Raw genomic sequence first — 21,812 nt, 5'->3', positions numbered from 1 at the left:
CCGTAACTTTCGACGACTGTTTACCATGTAGTTCCTATTGTACGGCTGATAGCCGTACAAGTCAAAAAGAAGCTGGCACCGCTAATTAAGCGCTACCCAATTGCTCGCCTGCAGACCACGCGGACTAATATCCGCCTGTGATGACAATAACAACCGCAAGGTCCTTCGACTCGGACGGGGATCGGTGTACCCCGTCCTCGCTCAGGATGACACCCTAGGATGGATGTCACTATAGTGGGAACTGTTGTGGAGAAGCGCGTTACACCCCCAGCTCCTGCTGCTGGGAAGGTGACGCGCTTACTTCTACGGCCTGGGGCTCAGACGCCAGGTCCAGCACCAGGCGCTCCAGCACCAGGCGCTTGCTGGGAGGGCTCGAGCGCAGCGCCAGATCGGCGCGGGCGATCAGGCGCAACGCGCGCGTGAGTTCGCGCCGCGAGCGGTAGCGGCGCGCCTGCCGGATGATGTCTTCCGCCGCAAACGGCGGAACCCGAAACCCTTGCCACAGCGCTTGCCACAGCGCGCGTGAATCGCGCACTCGCTTTTCAAAAATCACCAGCATCTGGCGGAAGGTCTTGGCCAGCATATAGAGGTGACCAATCGCGGCCTCCTCGCCATCGCCGGTGGAGAGAATCGCATCCAGGATCTCCAGAGCGCGCAGCCGGTCCTTGGAAGAAATTGCATCCGTCAGTTCGTACAGTGTCCGCTGTTTGGCTGCAAGTACCGTTGTCTCCACGTCCCCCAGAGTGATTCGCTTTTTCTCCCCGGTGTAGAGAATCAATTTTTCCAGCTCGCTCGAAACCAGCATCATGTCGGCGCCCAGCGAATCGATGAGCTCATGCGCGGCATCGGGCTCAATGGTCACGCCCTCGGCAGCTGCGGTTTCCTTGGCCCAGCGCACGGCGTCGTCTTCCTGCACGCGCGCCAGCTCGACAATCGCGCAGTAGTCGCCCAGGGTGTCGCGAATTCGTTCGTACCGCTCGCGATCGACCATATCCATGCGCCGGGCATCCGCCGGAATGCTGATGTGGTCGGCTACAAAAACCAGCATGGCATCGGGATTGGGATTGGCGAAGTATTGCTTGATAGCCTCGAACTCGCTCTCATGTGAGCCGCGAGTGTAAAGCTGTTTAATGCTGCGGATGAAGAACACCTGGAACGGCGCCATCAGCGAAGGGGTGCGCGCGCGATCCAGAATTTCCACCAGCTCAGTTTCTGCCAGATCGAGATCATACAAGCTGAACTCGCGCAGATCGGAAGGGATCAGGTGACGAAGAATCGCATCGCGGCACCGTTTGCGAAAAAAAGCCTCGTCGCCGACGAACAGATAGCCGGGCTTGAGCTTGCGTTCTTTGATCTCGGCGACGAAGTGATCAGTTTGGGCGAAGGCTCTCACCTAGAAGGCCTCCAGGACATTGCTGATCAGGGTGCGGGCAAAATCGCGAGCGAGCCGGTCCATGGCCGGAGTTTCTTCGTCGAAGAAGCTGGAAAGCTCGCGCGACACCTGGTACTGCTCGCGAAACACGTAGTTGGGATTGTCGTAGAGCACACTGCCTTTGCGATCCACCAGCGAAACCCGCAGCGCAACCGTCACAATAGCGCTGGAAGCACGACCGGTCTGCGAGTCATAAGTCAAAGGCGCAGCCTGGGTCTGGATAACCGTGCCCCGAAGTGTGGCGTCCGCAGCGTCGCTGGTCTGGCTGAGCACGCGATAGCGCGTGCGGGTGTTGAATTCGCGGACCACCGCGGCTGTCAGGATCTGCTCCACCCGATACGACTGGCTCTGATTGACGAAAGCAGGAATGGCGATCGTGTGCACATCGGTCGGAAGGCGATCGCTGTGAGTGGTTGTGTGATAGCCGCAGCCCCCGAGAATGATGAACGTGCCTGCAAGTGCGCTCAGGACAAACCGGCAGAATTCTTTGCCCAAGGGGCGCCCAATCTTCACTGCACCTTCCCTCGAGGGCGTGAGCTGGCTAGCTGTTCGGCGCAGGCAACTGCGTTGAGCGCCGTTACCCGAAGATTGTCGGCCGCGGCCCATATCCAAACGCCATGATCGCGCAGTGGATCACGGCGCAGCGAAATCAGGATATCGTCCTGCCCGGCGGCGGTCACGCTGCTGGGGGCATCCTCCGCCGTGCGTGTCACCGAGACATGCTCTCCTGACAACGCTTGCGTGAAGTCCCCCAAGGCCAGCGGCTTCTCCAGTTCCAGATACAACGAGAAGGCGTAGGCATGGAAGATGGGGGCTTGCAGCAGCATGATCGAGGGCACTAGCACGCGCTCGCGGGTGATGCGGCGGAAGTGATCGAGCATACGGCGCTCCGCCGATTCCAGAGAGGCCACTGCCTTCTCCCCGTAACGCGAAACCGCGTTGAATGCTACCTGTACGTCAAAGACATCCTTAGGCAGCTGCTGGAAGGAGAGAATGCTCACGGTCTGGCCGTGTAGCTCATCCAGTCCGGGACGCCCACGTTCCGAAGCGGGCTCAAAAACCGTGACTACCGCCGTGCGCACGGGCACTGCTTTTTGCGCACGAAGCATCAGCAATCCCAGCACTGTGGCCGCAGGATGCGCCACTACCACCGGTGCCGGCTGCAGCTCTGGCGCCTGCACTTCACCCAGTTCGCGATCGATCCAGGGAGCGCGAACACTGGATCCCGCTTCCCCTTCCAGACCATATGAAAGATCGATGATCGCGCTTCCCGCCTGCCGGGCCATCTGCCAGTGACGCCGGGTGAATTTCTCTTCCGAAGCAAAGAAGGCGAAGTCCACGCTATCAAAATTGTCGCGGGTGACAGTCTGGAAGAAGGTCATTTCGTCGCCAACGGCTTCCAGTTGGCCGAGCGACTCGTCATCATCAAGCAGCTTGACGTCAACCGTAGGAATGTTGGTCTCGGGAAGGATCTCCGCCAGTTCCTTGCCCTTCAAGGTGCCGGCCCCAACGATGGCTACGCGATAGAGCCCCTGCGTAGCAGCCGCAGAACGCCCGGTCGCGGGTTTAGATTCGCGCCCGTTCATTGCGCCTCCGGCGCTTGCTTGTACTCTGGGGTCTTGTGATGACGAAGCAGGTACATCATACGAATGATCACGCCGGAAAGCATGTAGCCCACCGATAACACCAGCAGCAGCGGACGCGAGAAATACCAGATTCCAGCGACCAGAAGCCCAACCAGAATCACCACGCGGAATGGGTGAGGACTTCGCAGGTCAATATCTTTAAAGCTGTAGAAACGCCAGGTGCTTACCATCAGCAAAGCCGCACTGAAAACATAAATCGCCCACAGCATGGCGATCCACCAGGTGTCGATGGGGTCTCCTTCCCCGAAATGTACTACAGCCGCAATGCACCCCGCAGCAGCCGGTATCGGCAGGCCCACAAAGTAACGTTTGCCCGGGCGGCCAGGATTGGACGGCTGGGGGTTGCTCTGAATGTTGAATCGCGCTAACCGAGCAGCTCCTGCGATCAGGAAAGCAAAAGTCAGAATCGCACCGATCTGTGCGGTACGAGCAGCGATATCGTGACCCGTTATTGGACCTAGCTGCCGAAATCCCCACACCCAGGCAAGCATGGCGGGCGCCACGCCAAACGTAATGACGTCGGCCAAAGAATCCAGCTCACGGCCGAAATCGCTTGTGGTATTCGTCATGCGGGCGATGCGGCCATCGAGCCCATCCAGCACCACCGCGAAACCGATGGCCTTGGCGGCATTGTCATAGTGCCACGGTTCAGCCGGAGAACCGATAAAGGTGTGCCAGAGCGCATAGTAGCCGAAAGCGATGTTAAACGTAGTTGCCAACGATGGCAGGATGTAGATGCCTTTGCGGAAGCGACGTGGGCGGCGAAAGTCACTCTCCCGGCGGAACATCTCGGCCTGGCGCTCCGGCTGCTCCGACTCCATCACTTACCTCCACTGACGGGCGTAGCAACGGGGACCGGCGCGGAACCTGTAGCTCCCATGCCGCCCTCGCTGACCGGCGCCAGGGCAAGAATGGTTGAGCCTCCACGGACGCGATCCCCCAGCTTCACCTGGGGCGCGATTTGCGAGTCGAAGATCACGTCCACCCGCGAACCAAACTTGATCAGCCCAACCCGCTCTCCTCGTGCCACCACGTCTCCTTGCTTCTTGGTGAACACAATTCGCCGCGCGATCAAGCCGGCGATCTGCTTGAACGTGACCGTCTGACTCTCGCCTTCGACCGTAACGACATTCTGCTCATTGAACTCTGCCGATTCGCCCGCCAGGGCATTGCCAAATTTGCCCTGCCGATACTCGATGTACTTGATCGTGCCCGCAATCGGCGAGCGGTTGACGTGCACATCGAAAACATTCAGGAAGATGCTGATCCGGGTCTGGTTACGTCCTCCGGCCAGAAATGGGACAATGTCAGTGACCTTGCCATCCCCAGGGGACACAATCGCCCCCGCGACGGCGGGTATGATCCGCTCCGGATCTCGGAAAAACCACAGGCAAAATATCCCTGACAGCAGAGGCAGCAGGCTGAGCCACGGCGTGGTGAAGAAAACGAGCAGGACAGCCACTACCAGTGCCGCCGCCGCGTAATAAATGCCGTCTCGAACCATAGGGGAGCGCCCTGGAAATTATATCGCCGCAGCAAGTCGAGTCCGGGAGTATTTCGAGGAAAGGGCAAGGAAGATCAACAGCTTCGGCGAAACAAACTGCCTCAGCCATATTCTGCGAAAAGCACGCTTTCACGAGGTAGGCTTTACCCTCAGCCGCTTGAAGGCGTGCCAATTGAGAAGAAGACTAACTTACTACGCGACCATCCCGTGATCGCGACGAAACTTCTGTTCGATGCGCTCCATCTCGTCTTTCAGGCGCAACTTCAACTTCTTCAGACGTACCTCTTCCAGCTTCTCATCTTCTGAGAGGTAGCGTTTCTGAATCAGGGAATCCAGGCGCTGTGCGTACTGTTGGTGCTCTTGGACGAGACGGCGAAATTCGTCACTAGACTGAACTAGTTGCTCGCGTAGCTGAGCTGCCATCCAACCGACCTCCTAATTGGGTGAGAATTCAAAGCTACCACCCCTCGTGGGCGAGCTTCAACGGATTTTTTTAACCTGACTGTAACAGTCGAATAACGTAGGTAATTGCATCCTCTTCCGGCCGCCGGTAATAGGCTTTGCGGCGTCCGTTTTCCACAGCCCCGCAGCTCACATATAGCCGGCGGGCCGGGGCATTTGACTCCCGCACTTCCAGATGGACTGCGGCCGCACCCTGCCCCGCCGCTTCGGCGAGAAAATGGCGGAGCAGAGCGCTGCCGAGGCCGCGCCGTCTTGCACGCGGCGAAATCACGATGTTTTCAATTTCCCATTCTGGGCCAACTGGACGGGCAACCAGGAAGCCAACCACGCTTTCAGGGGACTGTTCAGAACCAAACTCACCAGCCGCACTGATAATCCAGACCCTCCGGACAGCGGCTCCGGGCTGGAATAGCTTCTGATACTCCGCCGCACTCCAATGAGCTGCAGTCTCCGATTCCTGTTCCAACTGTTGCAGCACGGGAACATCTTCTGCCCTGGCGGCACGAATAAGGATGTCGGCGGACGGAGGCAGGTTGCTCATCGGCTTAGAGGAGTGATAGGAGATCGGGATGGATTCTACTGCACCCTTTTCGGCGTGAGCGAGAGCTTCTAAGAGTGATTGGACGGGTGGCATATCCTTCCCGCAACCCGCGACACTGTGGGTGCCCCATCCTGAGCGCAGCGAAGGGTGGGTGGCAATCCTGTCCGTACCGCCCACCTTTGCGCCATGGAGTTTCCACACCACGCCCGTACTGCTCGTGATTGTCCCACCAGCAGCTGCACTTCAGGCAGAAAAGTAAATCCGTTACGAATCGCGGAACAATTCGGGGAAGGCGTTTGTTGCAGTTCTAGACCCCGTCTACCGCGATAATTTCGGCAGGGAGAATATCTCCGCATCCGAGGCGCGAATGTAGTTCGCTTCCAGCCGCTCCGGGCTGACGGTTTCTCCGCGCAGAATTTTCTCCAGTCCGATGCGGGCATAGAGGTCCGCTTTCGGCGCACAGACCAGCTGAAGAGCGCAGCCCCGTGCGGCGGCCACGGCCACGACATTTTCGTCCGGCGTAACGAATAAAGAGCCGTGCCTTCGCACCTCCGCGCCGGAATCCGAAACATTACCGATCCATTGCTCCAGCGGTACAAGCGACTCGCGCTTTTCGAGCGGCGAATAGTCATCGCCGAACTCATATTCGCCGACAAAAACCTGCGAGCGCCCGGCATCGAGCACTGAAACGACCCGGCCCACTCTCCCTGCCATGCGCGCAATCGCTTCCAGCACCGATACGGCCGCAATCGGCTTGTGCAGAATTTCCGCCAACCCTTTCACGGTCGAGAGCCCTACCCGCAACCCGGTAAACGATCCCGGTCCGGATGCTGCTACCAGCGCATCCAACGCATGCTTCTCGAGTTGCCGCCGCCCCAGTGCAGCCGTAAGTTGTGGGATGAGTTCGGCGGAATACATCCGCCCCGTGAGCGCGACCAGCTCAAGCAGATCGGATTTTTGCAGAATGGCCAGTCCGCCGGGCTCTGGGGAGGGGGCCAATTCCGCGTGAGCCAGCGCCAGGCTCCCCTCGCGCCCCGAGGTATCGATCGCGAGAACGAGCATCAGCCGACCCCGAGTGGCTCGTCCTGCACCAGCTCGAGCAGCACCCCGCCCGCGCTCGAGGGATGCACGAAAACGTAAAGGTGTCCGCCGGCCCCGATCTTGATATCTTCCGAAATCAGCCGCGTGCCGTTCTTCTTAAGCCTCTCTACGGTCGCTTCCAGATTGTCGACATGCAGCGCCACGTGGTGCAGACCTTCGCCGCGCTTGGCAAGGAACTTGGCAATTGTCGAGTCTTCCGAGGTGGGCTCCAGCAGCTCGATTCGGCTCTCGCCCACCGGCACCATCGCCACTCGCACCTTCTCCTGCGGCACGATTTCTTCGTCAAGCACTTCCAGGCCAAGACCGCGGTAGAACTGCGTGGCCTGCGCCAGCGATTTCACTGCAATTCCAAGATGATCGATGCTGAACATCACTTCTCCACTGTGCTGGTTGAATTGGAACTGAAGTCGGCCACGATCTGCTCCACCAAAGAGTAGGGATCGCGCTTGTGCTGGGCAACATCGGAGGCATAGCCGGCGATGGCATCCTCGCCGACATGGTCGAGAACCACGCGTTCGAGCAGCGAATCACGCAGCATTTCTACCAGGCGTCCCCGCCAGTTCTGCTCTTTCTTGCGATCTCCGGCGCCGCTCTCTGCGAGATATCCGACATACCGATTGATCGCTTCCGCCAGTTCGCCGATTCCGATGCCTTCGCTGGCAATCGTCTTTACGATGGGTGGAACCCAATCGTCGTGGCGCACGGCCAGTGCCTGCATGGCGCGGATCTCACGCTCCACGCGCTCGGCGCCTTCGCGATCGCTCTTGTTGATTACGAAAACATCGGCGATCTCCATGATGCCGGCCTTGATCGTCTGCACATCGTCGCCCATACCCGGCACCAGGATCACGATGGTGACATCGGCAAGGCGCACGATATCCACCTCGTCCTGGCCGACGCCAACGGTTTCGATCAACAGAATGTCGCGCCCGGCGGCATCGAGAACCGATGCTACATCCGCGGTTGTGCGAGCCAGGCCGCCAAGTGATCCACGTGTGGCCATGCTGCGGATGTAAATGCCGGGATCGGCATGGTGCGCCTGCATGCGAATCCGGTCGCCGAGGATCGCGCCGCCAGTATAGGGGCTGGTGGGATCGACAGCGATGATGCCGACCGTCTTTCCCTGTTTGCGATATTCGCGAGCCAATTGATCAACGAGCGTGCTCTTGCCCGACCCGGGAGCACCCGTCAGCCCGACGACCAGAGCCTTGCCCGTGTACGGAAAAAGCGCCTTCAGCAGAGCGGCGGAGTCGGAGTTGCGGTTTTCGACGGAGGTGATCGCGCGCGCCAGCGCCCGCGGACTACCCGCGCGGATCTGCTCAACGAGTGCCTGGAGCTGCGAGCTTTGAAGCTGCGAGTTCAAACTGTAAGTATCGGGCGGCGGGGATTGCTCTGGCAAGAAGGACCGTGTAGGACAGGCGATCTCGCCTGTCCCGCTAATCCTTCAGGATCTGCCGGGCGATCACCAGCCGCTGGATTTCGCTGGTGCCTTCGCCGATGGTGCACAGTTTGACGTCGCGGTAGAACTTTTCCGCCGGGTAGTCCTTGATGAAGCCGTAGCCGCCGTGGATCTGCAGGCCCTCGTTGGCGCAGCGCACCGCTACTTCGCTGGTGTAGAGCTTGGCCATGGAGGATTCCAGGGTGCTCTTCATGCCGTTGTCCTTCATCCAGGCAGCACGCATGGTGAGCATGCGGGCAGCCTCGATTTCAGTCGCCATGTCAGCCAGCTTCCACTGGATAGCCTGAAACTCGCTGATCGCTTTCCCAAACTGCTTGCGTTGCTTGGAATACTTCAGCGCCGCCTCGTAGGCTCCCTGGGCCATGCCCAGGCCGAGAGCGGCGATCGAGATGCGGCCCCCATCGAGCACGCGCATGGCATCGATGAAGCCGTCCCCTTCTTTGCCGAGAAGATTATCCAGGGGAATTTCGCAGTCTTCGAAGATCAGCTCCGCGGTGTCGCTGGCCCGCAAGCCCAGCTTGTTTTCCTTCTTGCCCGCGCGGAAGCCCTTCGTGCCCCTCTCGACAATGAACGCCGACAATCCATGGGTGTGGGCCGTCTTATCCGTCACCGCGATCACCACCACCACATCGGCATAGTGACCATTGGTACAAAAGGTCTTGGTGCCGTTGAGCACCCACTTGTTGCCCTTGCGAACCGCGGAGCAGCGCGCGCCACCCGCGTCGGAACCGCTGCCCGGCTCGGTGAGTCCCCAGGCGCCGATGAATTCGCCGGATGCCAGCTTCGGGATGTACTTGCGGCGTTGCTCCTCAGTCCCCGCTACAAAGATGTGATTGCTGCACAGCGAGGTATGCGCTGCCAGAATGATCCCTACCGAACCGTCAACCCGCGAAAGCTCTTCGATGGCGATCACGTACTCGATGTATCCCGCGCCGGCGCCACCGTACTCGACGGGGAAGATGGTCCCCATCAGGCCGAGGTGCCCCAGTTCCTTAATGGTTTGCAGGGGGAAGCACGATTGCTCGTCCCATTGCATGACGTGCGGGAGGATTTCGCTTTCGGCAAAATCGCGTACGGTGTTCCTTAAGTGCAACTGCTCATCGGTAAACTGAAAATCCAAGTCGAAGCCTCCAGGACTCTTGCCAGCTAGAGCCCCGGCCCTTGGCCCGAGAGCACTGCTCGCATCTGAGGAATACTTATATATAACATAAACTTTGGGGAGAGCAAAGAGGCGGTTATGCGGAGCCGCACACTGGTGTAATGCGGATCAGTTACGGGGGGAGAGCGCGCTAGGCCGCGCCCTTGACTAGCACCACTCCCGGCGAATTAAGCGCGCCGATGATCTGCATCATCGAGAGCTGATCCCAGTTGTCCCAGCCCTGGACTATGCGCCCGTTCTCGATGCGCACGATAGTGATCCCCGTAATATGGACTCGCTCACCGCTGGCAGGCACGCCCAGGTGATCGCCGCGGTGTGTCATATCGGCAGACCAGCGAACCGCCACCTTGTCGCCGGAGCCGAAGATATCCTCGACGTTGACCTTGAGGTCGGGGAAGGCGCCGCGAATCCGCTGCATGAAGGGAATGAAGTCGGCGGGCCCGTGAATCAGGGCATCGGGCTCACCCTGGCCCATGCCGACCGCATCGGGAGCAAGCAGTTCTTTCACCGCCGCCAGCGAACCCTGATTCCAGACTTCTTCAAACCATCGCCGCATCAGGGCAACGTTTTCGCGCTCTGCCATAAGTTGGACCTCGCTGTGGAAGGCCAGTCTGACATTTCTGAAGCCGCTGTCAATAGTTCGCGAAACGGTTTCGCCGACGGGCAAGTCAGCTTTGCAGTGATCGAACCAGGCCAAACATCTCCTGCGAACTGGGAAGACGTCCGCCCGGGCCCTTGGAATAAATCTTCCGGCCATCGACGTAAACATCCAGCGCGCCCGGCTTGCCGAGGCGCAGCCGCGTCTGGGTATGAAACTCGCGGTCGAGATCTTGTTTCAGGCTCACGGCCTGGGCCTTGATCTCGGCTCAGAAGAAACACCGCTTGATGTCGATTCGCATGGACCTGCCTGGCTGCCATTGTTTCACAACTTCCTAAAAAACCCCCCAACCTCGCCCTGCCGGCTCGATATCCCGAAACTAGAATCGGCGGAAGCAGGGCGGGGTTGAACCGGGCACCCTCAAGACTATCGGAAGTTAGCTCCGCGCATATTCTTCGCGAGCAATCTTCTCCGCCTCAGCTTTCAGCGAGTTGAGCCAATCCGCGTGCATATCGGTCAGCGATTTCCTGCGGCCCTCTCCCCACAAAAATGTCAGCAGACCCGAATCCTCTTCCCAGGTGTGCAGCAGGGTGTTGCCATCCGGCTGCGCCTTAAAGTCAAAGAAATGCTTGCCAGTGAAGCCGGGGACGCTACCCACCCAGGCAATTCTGCCGGGAGGCGCGGATTCGATAATCACCGGCTTGAAAGTCACCTTGACCGGGCGCACGATCTCCATCAGGAACTGGCTGTCGTTCTTCCAGGGTTCGCCCTTTAGCCAGGCAGTCTTTCCTACCACCGGGTTCCACCAGGCCCATTCCTCAAGCTTCGCGAACCTCTGCCAGACATGCTCAGGACGGCACTTGGCCGTCGTGGAGTATTCCAGCTTGATTGCCATCTAGCTTCTTATCCTCGCTCGTTAGAATTACACTTCTTCGATTCGTCAGAAAAAATATCGATTCGAACTCCCAAGCCTTCGAATATCCCTCCTCACGCTTGTGTGTCACCCTTCCCGCACACCTGGCTCACGACTTCCGCTGCACGCTCGCAGGCCGACCGGTCGACATCCATATGCGTCACAAAGCGCACGGTTTCGGGATTTACGCCACCTGCCAAAACATTGTGCTCGGCCAATTTGCGGCAGAACTCTGACGAGTTCATCCCCGTACCTTTGATATCGACCACCAGAATGTTCGTCTGAACCTTCGCCGGATCGATCTTGACCCCGGGAATTCGGGCCAGCCTCTCGGCGAGCAGGCGAGCATTGGCATGGTCCTCGCCCAGTCGAGCCGGCATCTTCTCCAACGCGATCAGCCCGGCTGCGGCCAGAATTCCCGCCTGCCGCATGCCTCCGCCCAGCGCCTTCCGGTATCTGCGTGCCTGATCGATGAACGCGCGGCTGCCCACCAGCATCGAGCCCACCGGAGCAGCAAGGGCTTTCGACAGGCAGAACATCACCGAATCAAATTTCCGTGTGAGCTCGGCCACCGGGCGGTTCAGGAACGCGCCGGCGTTGAAAATGCGCGCGCCATCCAGGTGAACAGGCAGACCGGCCTCATGAGCGCGATCGCAAATCTCTTCGGCCACAGCCGGCGGATACACCGTGCCTCCCCCCATGTTGTGCGTGTTTTCGAGCGAGATTAAGCCGGTCTGCGCTCGGTAGTAGATTTGGGGAGCGATGGCTTTACGGATTTCGTCCCAGCGCAGAATTCCGTCCTCGGCAACAATCGGCCGGACCAGGCAGCCGCTGAAGCTCGCCAGCGTGGCCATTTCATAGTTGAAGATGTGGCCGCGCGATTCGCAGATGATCTCCTGCCCATGCCGGGTGTGAACCTTGATGGCGATTGCGTTACCCATCGTCCCGCTGGGCACAAAGATGGCTGCCTCGCGCTGAAAAATCTCTGCCGCGCGTTGCTCCAGGCGGTTGACCGTGGGATCTTCGCCATAAACATCGTCGCCGACCTCTGCTTCAGCCATGGCACGGCGCATTTCCGGCGTCGGCTGCGTGACCGTGTCGCTGCGCAGATCAACCGTGGTCACGCGGCGTTGCGCCGTATTTTTCTCGTCAACTTCCTGAGACGTAGAAGTGCCGTACATATTTCGTGCTCCCCGATAGAAATCGGCCTTCGCCCACTCATCAATGAAAAACTATAGAGCAGGTGCCCCACCCTTCCGCCGTCTTTTGGCGGCGGGTGCGATCGGGAAAGGGCCGGATGCTCCCCCTGATCTTGCCATCACGAGCAGCCGCAGCCCGCGATGGGTCACGATAGCGCAAGCCCTCGCTTCATGCGGCAAGCCCGTCACAAAAGTGTAAATGATCTCCCCGATGGCGAGTCTGCCTCTGTCCTCAGGAACCTAGCGAACACCTCATTGGACAGCAGTCTGCCTCGGGGCGTGAGCCGTAGCCGTCCATCGATCAGCTCCAGCAAATTCTCGCTGCAAAGCTCGGCAATCTCCTCGCGAAACACCGAAGTGGCGCCGGTGCCGTAGCGCTCTGCTAGTTCGGCCAGGTCAATCCCCGCCGTCAAACGCAGTCCCAGAAAGAATGCTTCTTCCAATGCGGACGACCAACTCACGGGTGTGCGGGAGAGTGCCGCGCCCCACGAATACTGCTCCAGCGAGTCCGGCGTTGAAAAGCGGACGGATTCCAGTTCAGATCCGATGGGAGCCGGCAACATGGAATGCGCATCCACACCGAACCCAATATACGGCTGGCGCGTCCAGTACTTTAAATTATGCCGGGAGGCGTAGCCGGGCCGCGCCAAGTTGGATATCTCGTATTGCGAGATTCCGGCAGCCTCGAGGCGTTCGCCAGCGTGCAGATAGAGATCGGCAGTCAGGTCTTCGTCAGGAACAAAGTGGGCATGGTAGCGGGTGCCGCCTGCGATCAATTCCCGCCCCAGGCGCGAATCCTCGTCCACTTCCAGCATATAAACGCTGACGTGAGGCACGCCGCTGTCGATCGCCTGCTGAAGCGACTCCTCCCAAGTCGATTCCGTCTGGTGAGGAAGGCCGGCGATCAAATCAATATTGATGTTGTCGATCCCCGCCGCACGCAGCTGCTTGATGTCGCCCAGAACCGTCTGCCGGTTGTGCAGGCGGGCGACGCTGGCCGCCTCTTCATCCACAAACGATTGCACCCCGAGACTGACGCGGTTTACTCCGCAATCAACCAGCGTCTCCAGCGTGGCGGACTTGAGCGTTCCCGGGGCGCACTCCACAGTGACCTCCGCCCCCGCCCAGACCCGGAAACTGTTTCGCAGGCTCTGGAAGATTCGCTCCAGTTGCTCGCCCCCGAGCAGCGTGGGTGTTCCGCCACCCAGATAAATCGAATCAACTTCCGCCTCCAGCACGCCACCCATCCCGGCTGCAATTTCAACCGCGCCCTCGATATCGGCGCACAGCCGGTCCACATAGCGGCCGAATAGAGCTTTCGAAAACACCCCCGATGAAAAATTGCAGTAGCTGCACTTGCTGCGGCAGAACGGAACCGAGATGTAAATCCCCAGAGGCATTTGGATTCATTATGTACCATCCGCGCCCATTCCCAGGCAGCGTCAAAAGCCGCGACAAATAGAGATTTTCAATCCCGCCGCCGGTACAAATCGTCTGATAATCTGAAGCAAACCATGGCCGCCCAAGAGGAAGAGGTACTAGGTAAGGCATATGACAGCCGGCTGATGAAGCGCCTGCTGGGCTACCTGTCACCCTACAAGTGGCAGGTAGTGATCGCCCTGGGCGCCATCGTCTTGAAATCTGTTGCTGATGTCCTCGGCCCCTACCTCACGAAGGTGGCCATCGATAAATACCTGGTCCGTTCGCCGCAGGCCCGATCCCTTGGCCTGCTCGATCGCTGGTTGAGCCCGCAGCCGCTTACCGGTATCGCGCAAATCGCCTCGCTATACGTGGCCCTGCTCGGCTTCAGTTTCTTTCTGGAATTCCTGCAGACCTACTTCATGCAATGGACTGGGCAGAAGGTGATGTTCGACCTGCGCAGTCAGATCTTCCGCCACCTGCAGCACATGCACGTGGGATTCTTCGACAAGAATCCTGTCGGCCGGCTGGTTACGCGCGTGACCACCGACGTGGATGCGCTGAACGAGATGTTCACCGCAGGCGTGGTCTCGATCTTTGAAGATGTCTTCGTCCTGGCTGGAATCGTGGCCATCATGCTGCGCATGGATTGGCGGCTGGCGCTGATCACCTTCGCGGTCCTGCCACTGATCTTCGTCGCCACCATGGTCTTCCGCAAACGGGTTCGCGATTCCTACCGGCGGATCCGGGTGGCGATCGCCCGTATCAACGCCTACCTGCAGGAACACGTCAGCGGCATGGTGGTGCTGCAGCTCTTCAACCGCGAGAAGCGCGCTTACGAGCGTTTCAAGGAAATCAATGCCACGCACATGCGCGCCTTCAAAGACGCCATCCTGGCCTACGCACTCTACTACCCAGTAGTGGAAATTCTGTCGGCAGCGGCGATCGCTTGCGTAATCTGGTTCGGTGGCCACCACGTGTTGGCCAGCATAACCACCCTGGGCGTGCTGGTCGCGTTCATGCAATATGCCCAGCGCTTTTTCCGCCCTATCCAGGATTTGAGCGAGAAGTACAACATCCTGCAGTCGGCGATGGCCGCCAGCGAGCGCATTTTCAAGCTGCTGGATACCCCGGCGGAAATCACTTCACCACAGCAACCGGTGAGAGCCGAAGGGCCGGGGCGCATCGAATTCGACCACGTCTGGTTTGCCTATCGGACTGTTCCCGTCGATGGTGAAGAGAAAACCGCTCACCCTGGAAAGGCTAGCCCTGGTCGAGATGGCGGAGGTCCCGCTGAGCCGGATTGGGTGTTGCGCGATGTTTCCTTCACCGTCGATCCTGGCGAGACCGTGGCCATCGTCGGTCACACTGGGGCGGGCAAGACTACGCTGATGTCACTGCTCATGCGCTTTTACGATGTTCGAAAAGGGGCCATCATGCTTGATGGCGTGGACATTCGCGCCATGAATCTCAACCACCTGCGACGCCGCTTCGGCGTAGTGATGCAGGATCCATTTCTGTTCACTGGAACCGTGGATCACAACATACGGCTGGGATCCGATTGGATCAGCGACGAGGCGGTAGAGCAGGCTGCCGAAGACGTGAATATCGCCGATTTCATCCGCAGCCTGCCGAACCAATTCAAAGAGGCTGTTCATGAACGCGGCAGCACGCTCTCGACCGGGCAGAAGCAACTTATCTCATTCGCGCGCGCCTTGGCACATGACCCGAAAATCCTGATTCTCGACGAAGCCACCTCCAGCGTGGACACGGAAACAGAATTGCGAGTGCGCCAGGCACTCACCAAGCTCGTCGAGGGCAGAACCTCGCTGGTGATCGCGCACCGGCTGTCCACCATTCAACGCGCGGACAAGATCGTAGTTATGCATAAAGGCCGGGTGCGCGAAATGGGGACGCACCAGCAACTGCTGGCGCAACGAGGGATTTACTACAAGCTGTACCAGTTGCAATACAAAGATCAGGAAGTCCCTGCCCCCTCTTCGATCTCGGCTTCCTCCCAGGTCCCAGCCGCGGGTGACGACTAACAGGTTGGTAAGAAAGTCGCTTCTCCGGACACACAAGCTTCCCTCAGCCGCGCAGCCGGCACATTTTTTCGGCACTCATGGCTCGGCCATTAGTATCGCGCTCGGCCGCCTGACATGTCGAACACAGCCCCAGTGTTGAAGGTGCTCGCAGCGGAGCAAAGCCATAACACCATTCCTGCGACCTCATCCACGTTTCCCAGACGCTTCAGCGGGCTCGCTGCGATCATTCCATTCACCACCTCGGCTCCTAATCTTCGAATTAGCTCGGTATCGATAGGACCGGGTGCAACGCAGTTTACCCGAATGTCGGCATCACAGACCTCGCGAGAGAGGGCTTTTGTAAACGCGATTACGCCTGCGCTTGCAGCCGAGTATGCTGCGAGGTTTGGTAAACCTTCCTTGCCTGCGAGTGACCCCATGTTGACTATCCTTCCACGTCCAGCACGACGCATCATGGGGAGAACTTGGCGGGTGACCTCGAACACACCAATCAGGTTTACACGAAGGATGCGTTCCCATTCCTCTCTGTCAAATTGCTCGAAAGGGAGGTAGCTGCCGAGATACCCGGCATTGTTGACAAGGATGTTGATACGCGGTGACTGACTGACGACATTCTCGAGGGCTTTTGTGATCTGGTCGGCCTTAGTGACATCGACCTTCAGTGATTGCGCACCGCTGAGCTTGATCGGATCCACATCCCAAATCCAGACCTGAGCGCCAGATCGCGCGAACTGTGCTGCGATGGCCCTGCCAATGCCGCGGGAACCACCTGTGACGATGGCTGTTTGGCCAGCAAAATCGAATGAGACTGACATGAGCCTTCCCGTTCAGTTGCTTAGCGAAACCTGCAGACTTAACTACCCAATACCCGAAAAATGTCGCTGCCGATCTTAACTCTGTTGATAAGCCGGGGCCATCCAGCTCATCCTGGTTGTCAAAACCAGTTCCGAGAGACCCTCGTCTTTCGCGGCTACAATGTCTCCGTGCCCCTCAAATTCCTGATCTCCTCCGGCGAAGCGTCCGGCGAGTTCTACGGCGCGCAACTCATTGAGGCGCTCCGCCGCCGCATGCCTGGGGCGGAATTCTTCGGCGTGGGCGGAGACAAGATGCGCGCCGCCGGATGCGACACCGTAGTCGACGCGCATGAGATCGCGGTGGTGGGACTGGCCGAGGTGGTCCGTCATCTGCCGAGAATCTACGGCGAGTTCCAAAAGCTGCTGCGAGTTGTGGATGCGCGGCAGCCGGACGCGGCCATCCTCATCGACTTTCCCGACTTCAACCTCCGACTTGCGAAACAGCTCCACCAGCGCGGAATTCCGGTGATCTACTACGTGAGTCCGCAGCTCTGGGCATGGCGGTCCGGCCGGGTGAAGCAAGTCCGAAAGCACGTACGCAAGATGTTGGTCATCTTCCCGTTCGAAGAGGCGTTTTATCGCAGCCAGGAAGTTGAAGTGGAGTATGTCGGGCATCCTCTGGCGGAGATGTCCACTCCCGAGATCTCACGGGCAGACTTTGCAAAAGCTCACGGACTTGACCCGTCAAAGACGTGGATTGCTCTGCTGCCTGGCAGCCGCAAGAAGGAAGTCGAGCTGAATCTGCGGGCGATGTTGGGTGCCGCTAAGCGTCTCACGCTGCCGCACCTCGGAGCAGCGTCGCCGCGAGTTCGCCCTCTTCCGGGCGACTCGCTCGCAACCCTCGAGACGGCCGTTGCGGCCGAAGCAGCTATCAGTCGGGAAATCGGAAAACGCGATCTGCTGGAAGTCCTGGATTCTGCCGCAGCCGCAGGCTCATATCAGTTCCTGCTGCCAGTAGCCTCCAGCCTGTCGTCCCAATGGCTGGAAGCAGAGGTTTCACGCTATGGCTTAAATGTAGTCCTGACCCCCGATGCTCGCGCTACGCTAGTCCATAGTCGCGCTGCAGTGGTGGCAAGCGGTACTGCCACCCTGGAGGCAGCCCTGATTGGAACACCTTTCGTCATGGTGTACCGGGTGGCCGCGCTCACCTGGATTCTGGGCAAGCCTTTGGTCAGGGTGAAACATTACGCCATGCCGAACCTGATCGCCGCCCAACAGATTGTCCCCGAGTTGGTGCAGGCAGACTTCACTGCGGAAAACGTTGCCGCCAAGCTCCGCGAAATCATTGCCGAAGGCCCCATTCGAGACAAGATGTTGGCCGGGCTGGCGCAAGTGAGGCGCATACTGGCGTGCGAACCCGGCACTGCGGGAACCGCCGCCGAGCGTGCAGCCGCCGCAGTTCTGGGGACCATCGGCAGTGAACGTCGAGATAGACCAGAGCCCAGGCAAAAGAGTGTAAGCTATTGAAGGTACGCATCCATTGATGTCAATCTGACATCCAAACAAGTATTGCCTCTCTGGAGATCGGTGATGCGATCTGTACGACGTCCGCTGCGGCAGGCTGCGGCGATATTCTGTCTCCTCCTGGCCCTTCCCGCACTGGCGGCCGAAAAGACCCGCATTCATGTGGACGATTACCAGATCGAAGCTGAAATTGTTCCCCGCTGGCACCGGCTGATCGGCAAAGCGCGAATCAAATTCACAGCCCTGGAAGACGTCAGCCTGGTGTCATTCGAACTGCACAACGGGTTGCGTCCAACCAAGGTCGTCGATGACAGTGGGCGCGCGCTCTCCGCCGAGCGCGTAACCCAGGATTCCAGTGTCCGCGTAGTACTGCCGAATGGCCTTTCCAAAGGCGCTAGCATGACTTTGACGATCGACTATGACGGCACCCTGCAATCGGCTGACGACAGCCCAGTACAGGGACTAAAGCTGGCTTCCATCGGCGAGGATGAAGCCTACCTGCTGTATGCGGGACGTTGGTTCCCGATGGTAGGGTACGGAACCAACCGCTTCACGGCGACTATGAATATCACGGTTCCCGCTAACTGGATCGTGATCGGCTCTGGCCGCGAAAGCACGGGTGTAGGCGTGGCCATGGCCTCGGCAGCCGAACCTCCGCAGCGAGCCGAAAGCAGCAACGAACCTCCGCCGCTGAAACGAACCCCTGGTGCTGTAACACCGCCGCGTGCAGCTACGCGGCCCGCCCCGAAGCCCACCAAACCGACTACCTCTGTGCCCAGAACCACTGACAAAAATCTGAAGACTTATACCTTCGTGTGGGACCAGCCCAGCTTTCCAGGGACCATCATCGCCGGCGTTTTTCAGCAGAGCACCAGCAACGAAGCGGGAATCGATCTGAAGGCTTACTACAAGCCTGACAAACAGCAATACATCGGGAATTACGTCGAAACTGCGGTCAAAGAATTTACCTTCTTCACCACTCTATGGGGTCCACCGCTGAGCAACAAGCTCACGCTGGTGCAACTGCCCGACGACACTCTGGCCGCAGCCTGGGCGCCGGAAATCGCGGCGCTTGGCGGCCGCTCGATTGCCGGGAAAATCAACTACCGCCTGTTGGCAAACACCATCGCCCATCAGTGGTGGGGAGTGAGCATAAGCCCGGCAAGCAAGAGCGACTGGTGGATCAGTGATGGCTTCGCCCGTTATGCCGAAGCACGCTATGTAGGAAATGTCGCCGGTCCGGCGGCCTACGAAGAGGTCACTAAGGACATGGAGGTCGGCGCCCTCGCCTACGACACCGTCCCGCTCTCAAATATCGGGCGCATGGATCCATTCTCCCCGGAATTCCAGTCCTTGGTGACCGACAAGGGCGCAATTATCTTGAACATGCTGAACTGGGTCATCGGCGACCAGGCATTTGATAAGACCATGCGCGCCTTCGCCGCTCAGTTTCGTAGCAAACCCACCAGCCTGGATGATTTCCGCGCTGTGGCTGAACAGAATTCCGGTCAGAAGCTGACCTGGTTTTTCTCGCAGTGGCTGGATTCCACGGGCGCGCCTGAGTTCAAAACCAAGTACACCGTGTATCGGCTGGGAAAGTCTTGTAACGACCCTGCCAAGTGCAAAGGCTTCCGCATCGTGGGAGAAATCTCGCAGGATCTGGACCTGTTCCGCATGCCAGTGGACGTCCGCGTAGATACCGACGGGAAGAGCGAAGAATCCAAGATCGACGTCGTCGGGACGAACTCTGCTTTCACCATCGAAACCTTCGGGCGGCCGCGGCGCATCGTGGTCGATCCTGAAAACCGCGTCCTGAAGAATGCTTCCGACGTGAAGATTCGGGCGGCGATTTTGCGCGGACAGGGGTTGGTGCAGCAAAACGATCTTGCCGGCGCTTTGGATCAATTCCAGAAGGCGCTGGAGTTAAACAAGAACAGTTCCCTGGCGCACTATCGCGTGGCCGAGGTTTTCTTCCTGCAGCACAATTATCAGGCGGCAGCCAACGCCTATCGCGACGCTCTCAATGGGGATGGGGAGCCGCGCTGGACCGAAGTCTGGAGCCACATCCGCCTGGGCAACATTTTCGATATCACGGGGCAGCGCGAGCGCGCTACCAACGAGTACCGGCAGGCAATTCAGACCAACGACGATACCCAGGGAGCCTTGGAAGAAGCCCGCAAATACCTGCAACAGCCCTTCTCCGGAGAGAAGGAGAAAAACGGGTGAGGGGAACTGAAGAGCACCTTGGTAATCACGCGTTCGCCTGCGGTTGTTGCAACCTGTCATCTCGACCATCCAACCTGCCATCCCGACCAAGCTCGGGATGACAAGCGCTGCTTCGCGACTGATCTCAGCCCGCGATGACTCAAATCTGCAGATCTCCAGGACGAACAAATGCCAGGCCGCTCAATCGAGCGGCCTTTTCCTTTTCTATTCCAGTAGACAGCACCAGAACCTGAAAGCTTTCTCCCATACCCTCCGGCGTAATCAGGTGCTTGAGCTGTAAAGCCACTTTGGTCTGCTCCTGCGGTGATCGGCAACACTCAAACACGTCAGCGAACTGCGTCTGCTCGCCTATGCCCATCAGAAATTGCGATTGCGTGACCAGCGCCAGTGCATCGAGTCCACTCCCGCGTGCTACATCTGCCAGCGCGGTGAAATTCACGTGCGCAGTGATGTCCTGCTCGCCGGGAGCATCGTAGGGTGTGTTCACGATGGAGTGGCGGCGGAAACTGGTCACCGTACCGCGATGCCTTCCCGCAAGCATTTCCTCGCGGGTATACCCGTAATCGATGAAAACCAGGAATCCGCGCGGCTGAGACCTCCCGCTTCTCTTCAGCGTCCGGACGATTTCCTGAATGGAGTCCTGGGCGGCCAGAGGGGCCTCCACCCGCTCGTTTTCCTCGGGATGGACAGCATAGCGCTCCACGAAATCCAAAACTTCTGCTGAGGGACGCGTGAACTGCTCGACAAACCTGCCGTCTTCTACCCCCACGCGCAGTTCGCCGCGATTGTCCAGGACTTCCACCGGCAATGCGTCGAAGAACTCGTTGGCAAATACGATGAAGTTGCTGAGGTCTTCGCGTTCCAGTTCGCTAAGGGAGCGATAGACTGCGACGCGTCGCTCGACGATGTGCTCTCGCAGGCGCTCCTCTAATCGCACGCGCAGTGCCAACGACGTCTCGACCAGCACATAACGCAAAACCGAGATAAATTCCGGAAATGTCTGCTGTGCCCAGTCGAGGATGTCCTGCGCGAACAGTCCTCGTCCCGGTCCCAGTTCGATCAGAGTGAGGGGGCGCGGCGAACCGAGAATCCGCCACATCTCATCGAACTGGCGGGCCAGCAGACGTCCGAAGACAGCATGTACGTCGCTCGAAGTGTAGAAGTCACCGGACTTCCCAAACTGCTCGCGTGCCTGCGCGTAGTAGCCCTGAGGCTGGCCCTCCGCCGCAGAATCTGGCCCATACAGGCAAAGCTTCATGTAGCGTGAAAACGGGATGGGGCCGCGTTCGCGAATTTCTTGTTCGATGTATTCGCGCAGGGTCACGCGCAATTCTAACCGCTAGCTCTTCGTGTGCGGAGCCCGCGTAAACATTTCGATCAGATAATCATGCAGGCAATCGTAAAGCTGGCGCTCAAATGTCCAGGCGAACTGAGGGTGATCGAGATCGCGCGGATGCAGATCGAAGTAGTAAGTGTGAACAGGCACAGTCACATTCTTTATCTGAATGATGACTTGCACAGCATCGCCGTTCGGGCGGGCATCGAAGTCGAGCAGCGGATGCTCGAATTTGGCCAGCATTTCCCGTACTCGCTCCAGACGAGAGTTTCCTGACTGCGTCTCCATTGCTCGATTCTATTGCGGCACACAGGTGGGCAACAAACGGGCCAAAACACGTTGGGCCAAACCCGACACTCCTGAGGGTGCCCCGTTCAAGCGCAGCTTGGCGGGGTTTTTCCTGCGTTTTGGAACCGGAGTGGGGGTTGGATGGGATTGTGTTCGCGAGTCTTAG

22 protein-coding genes are annotated in these 21,812 nt (G+C 58.9%); 3 read left to right on the top strand and 19 right to left on the bottom strand.

Translation table 11 applies throughout. The features are described 5' to 3' along the window. Positions 1-259: 259 nt before the first annotated feature. The 16 genes from holA to hemW all read right to left on the bottom strand — a co-directional run bounded on the left by holA (position 260) and on the right by hemW (position 13,414). Positions 260-1,393, bottom strand: coding sequence for a DNA polymerase III subunit delta (gene holA / locus VEG30_04395; protein HXZ79146.1), 1,134 nt, complete (start codon positions 1,391-1,393; stop codon positions 260-262). Continuing rightward, positions 1,394-1,945 (bottom strand): LptE family protein, encoded by a 552-nt coding sequence (locus tag VEG30_04390; GenBank protein ID HXZ79145.1) that lies wholly within the window; start codon positions 1,943-1,945, stop codon positions 1,394-1,396. Next, the gene (locus VEG30_04385) at positions 1,942-3,018 is read right to left on the bottom strand and encodes an Asd/ArgC dimerization domain-containing protein (protein ID HXZ79144.1); all 1,077 of its coding nucleotides are present in this window, start codon (positions 3,016-3,018) and stop codon (positions 1,942-1,944) included. Before VEG30_04385 ends, VEG30_04390 begins: the two co-directional genes overlap by 4 nt. Then, positions 3,015-3,899 carry a phosphatidylcholine/phosphatidylserine synthase gene (locus VEG30_04380; protein ID HXZ79143.1) on the bottom strand — a complete coding sequence of 295 codons (885 nt, stop codon included), beginning with the start codon at positions 3,897-3,899 and terminating at the stop codon, positions 3,015-3,017. Before VEG30_04380 ends, VEG30_04385 begins: the two co-directional genes overlap by 4 nt. Then, positions 3,899-4,582: a phosphatidylserine decarboxylase gene (locus VEG30_04375; GenBank protein ID HXZ79142.1), complete on the bottom strand. Its 684-nt coding sequence runs from the start codon at positions 4,580-4,582 to the stop codon at positions 3,899-3,901. Before VEG30_04375 ends, VEG30_04380 begins: the two co-directional genes overlap by 1 nt. A gap of 192 nt (positions 4,583-4,774) precedes the next feature. Next, positions 4,775-5,005, bottom strand: a complete 231-nt coding sequence (locus VEG30_04370) for a DUF465 domain-containing protein (protein ID HXZ79141.1) — start codon at positions 5,003-5,005, stop codon at positions 4,775-4,777. Between the two features lie 70 nt (positions 5,006-5,075). Next, positions 5,076-5,789, bottom strand: a complete 714-nt coding sequence (locus VEG30_04365; GenBank protein HXZ79140.1) for a GNAT family N-acetyltransferase — start codon at positions 5,787-5,789, stop codon at positions 5,076-5,078. 114 nt (positions 5,790-5,903) lie between these two features. Beyond that, positions 5,904-6,647 (bottom strand): tRNA (adenosine(37)-N6)-threonylcarbamoyltransferase complex dimerization subunit type 1 TsaB, encoded by a 744-nt coding sequence (gene tsaB / locus VEG30_04360; GenBank protein HXZ79139.1) that lies wholly within the window; start codon positions 6,645-6,647, stop codon positions 5,904-5,906. Beyond that, complete coding sequence (gene mce, locus VEG30_04355) at positions 6,647-7,057, bottom strand: methylmalonyl-CoA epimerase (GenBank protein ID HXZ79138.1); 411 nt, start codon at positions 7,055-7,057, stop codon at positions 6,647-6,649. Before mce ends, tsaB begins: the two co-directional genes overlap by 1 nt. Then, positions 7,057-8,049: a methylmalonyl Co-A mutase-associated GTPase MeaB gene (meaB, locus tag VEG30_04350; protein HXZ79137.1), complete on the bottom strand. Its 993-nt coding sequence runs from the start codon at positions 8,047-8,049 to the stop codon at positions 7,057-7,059. Before meaB ends, mce begins: the two co-directional genes overlap by 1 nt. A gap of 73 nt (positions 8,050-8,122) precedes the next feature. Beyond that, positions 8,123-9,265, bottom strand: coding sequence for an acyl-CoA dehydrogenase (locus VEG30_04345; protein ID HXZ79136.1), 1,143 nt, complete (start codon positions 9,263-9,265; stop codon positions 8,123-8,125). Between the two features lie 169 nt (positions 9,266-9,434). Further along, on the bottom strand, positions 9,435-9,887 hold the full coding sequence (locus tag VEG30_04340; protein HXZ79135.1) for an ester cyclase: 453 nt from the start codon (positions 9,885-9,887) through the stop codon (positions 9,435-9,437). Positions 9,888-9,972: 85 nt separating this feature from the next. Further along, entirely contained in the window at positions 9,973-10,149 is a 177-nt protein-coding gene (locus tag VEG30_04335; GenBank protein HXZ79134.1) for an Rdx family protein, read from the bottom strand. A 189-nt stretch (positions 10,150-10,338) separates the two neighbouring features. After that, the gene (locus tag VEG30_04330; GenBank protein HXZ79133.1) at positions 10,339-10,797 is read right to left on the bottom strand and encodes an SRPBCC family protein; all 459 of its coding nucleotides are present in this window, start codon (positions 10,795-10,797) and stop codon (positions 10,339-10,341) included. 92 nt (positions 10,798-10,889) lie between these two features. Beyond that, positions 10,890-11,996, bottom strand: coding sequence for a threonine aldolase family protein (locus VEG30_04325; GenBank protein ID HXZ79132.1), 1,107 nt, complete (start codon positions 11,994-11,996; stop codon positions 10,890-10,892). Between the two features lie 203 nt (positions 11,997-12,199). Beyond that, on the bottom strand, positions 12,200-13,414 hold the full coding sequence (gene hemW, locus VEG30_04320) for a radical SAM family heme chaperone HemW (GenBank protein HXZ79131.1): 1,215 nt from the start codon (positions 13,412-13,414) through the stop codon (positions 12,200-12,202). A gap of 114 nt (positions 13,415-13,528) precedes the next feature. Between hemW and VEG30_04315 the strand changes: the two genes are divergently transcribed. After that, complete coding sequence (locus tag VEG30_04315; protein HXZ79130.1) at positions 13,529-15,478, top strand: ABC transporter ATP-binding protein; 1,950 nt, start codon at positions 13,529-13,531, stop codon at positions 15,476-15,478. 89 nt (positions 15,479-15,567) lie between these two features. On the opposite strand, the gene VEG30_04310 is transcribed toward VEG30_04315, so the two are convergent. Next, entirely contained in the window at positions 15,568-16,293 is a 726-nt protein-coding gene (locus VEG30_04310; GenBank protein ID HXZ79129.1) for an SDR family oxidoreductase, read from the bottom strand. 168 nt (positions 16,294-16,461) lie between these two features. Between VEG30_04310 and lpxB the strand changes: the two genes are divergently transcribed. Together lpxB and VEG30_04300 are read left to right on the top strand one after the other, a co-directional pair. Then, the gene (lpxB, locus tag VEG30_04305; protein ID HXZ79128.1) at positions 16,462-17,799 is read left to right on the top strand and encodes a lipid-A-disaccharide synthase; all 1,338 of its coding nucleotides are present in this window, start codon (positions 16,462-16,464) and stop codon (positions 17,797-17,799) included. A gap of 63 nt (positions 17,800-17,862) precedes the next feature. Beyond that, the gene (locus VEG30_04300; GenBank protein HXZ79127.1) at positions 17,863-20,022 is read left to right on the top strand and encodes a M1 family aminopeptidase; all 2,160 of its coding nucleotides are present in this window, start codon (positions 17,863-17,865) and stop codon (positions 20,020-20,022) included. A 139-nt stretch (positions 20,023-20,161) separates the two neighbouring features. On the opposite strand, the gene VEG30_04295 is transcribed toward VEG30_04300, so the two are convergent. Both VEG30_04295 and VEG30_04290 read right to left on the bottom strand, forming a co-directional pair. Next, on the bottom strand, positions 20,162-21,346 hold the full coding sequence (locus VEG30_04295) for an SAM-dependent methyltransferase (protein HXZ79126.1): 1,185 nt from the start codon (positions 21,344-21,346) through the stop codon (positions 20,162-20,164). Positions 21,347-21,361: 15 nt separating this feature from the next. Next, a complete protein-coding gene (locus VEG30_04290; GenBank protein HXZ79125.1) occupies positions 21,362-21,646 on the bottom strand; it encodes a hypothetical protein in 285 nt (94 codons plus the stop codon). Positions 21,647-21,812 lie beyond the last annotated feature (166 nt).

The sequence above is a fragment of the Terriglobales bacterium genome (genome assembly GCA_035624455.1).
Lineage (GTDB): Bacteria > Acidobacteriota > Terriglobia > Terriglobales > Acidobacteriaceae > DASPRM01.
The sequence above is the reverse complement of the archived record's forward strand: the minus strand, read 5'-3'. Positions and strand labels throughout refer to the sequence as shown.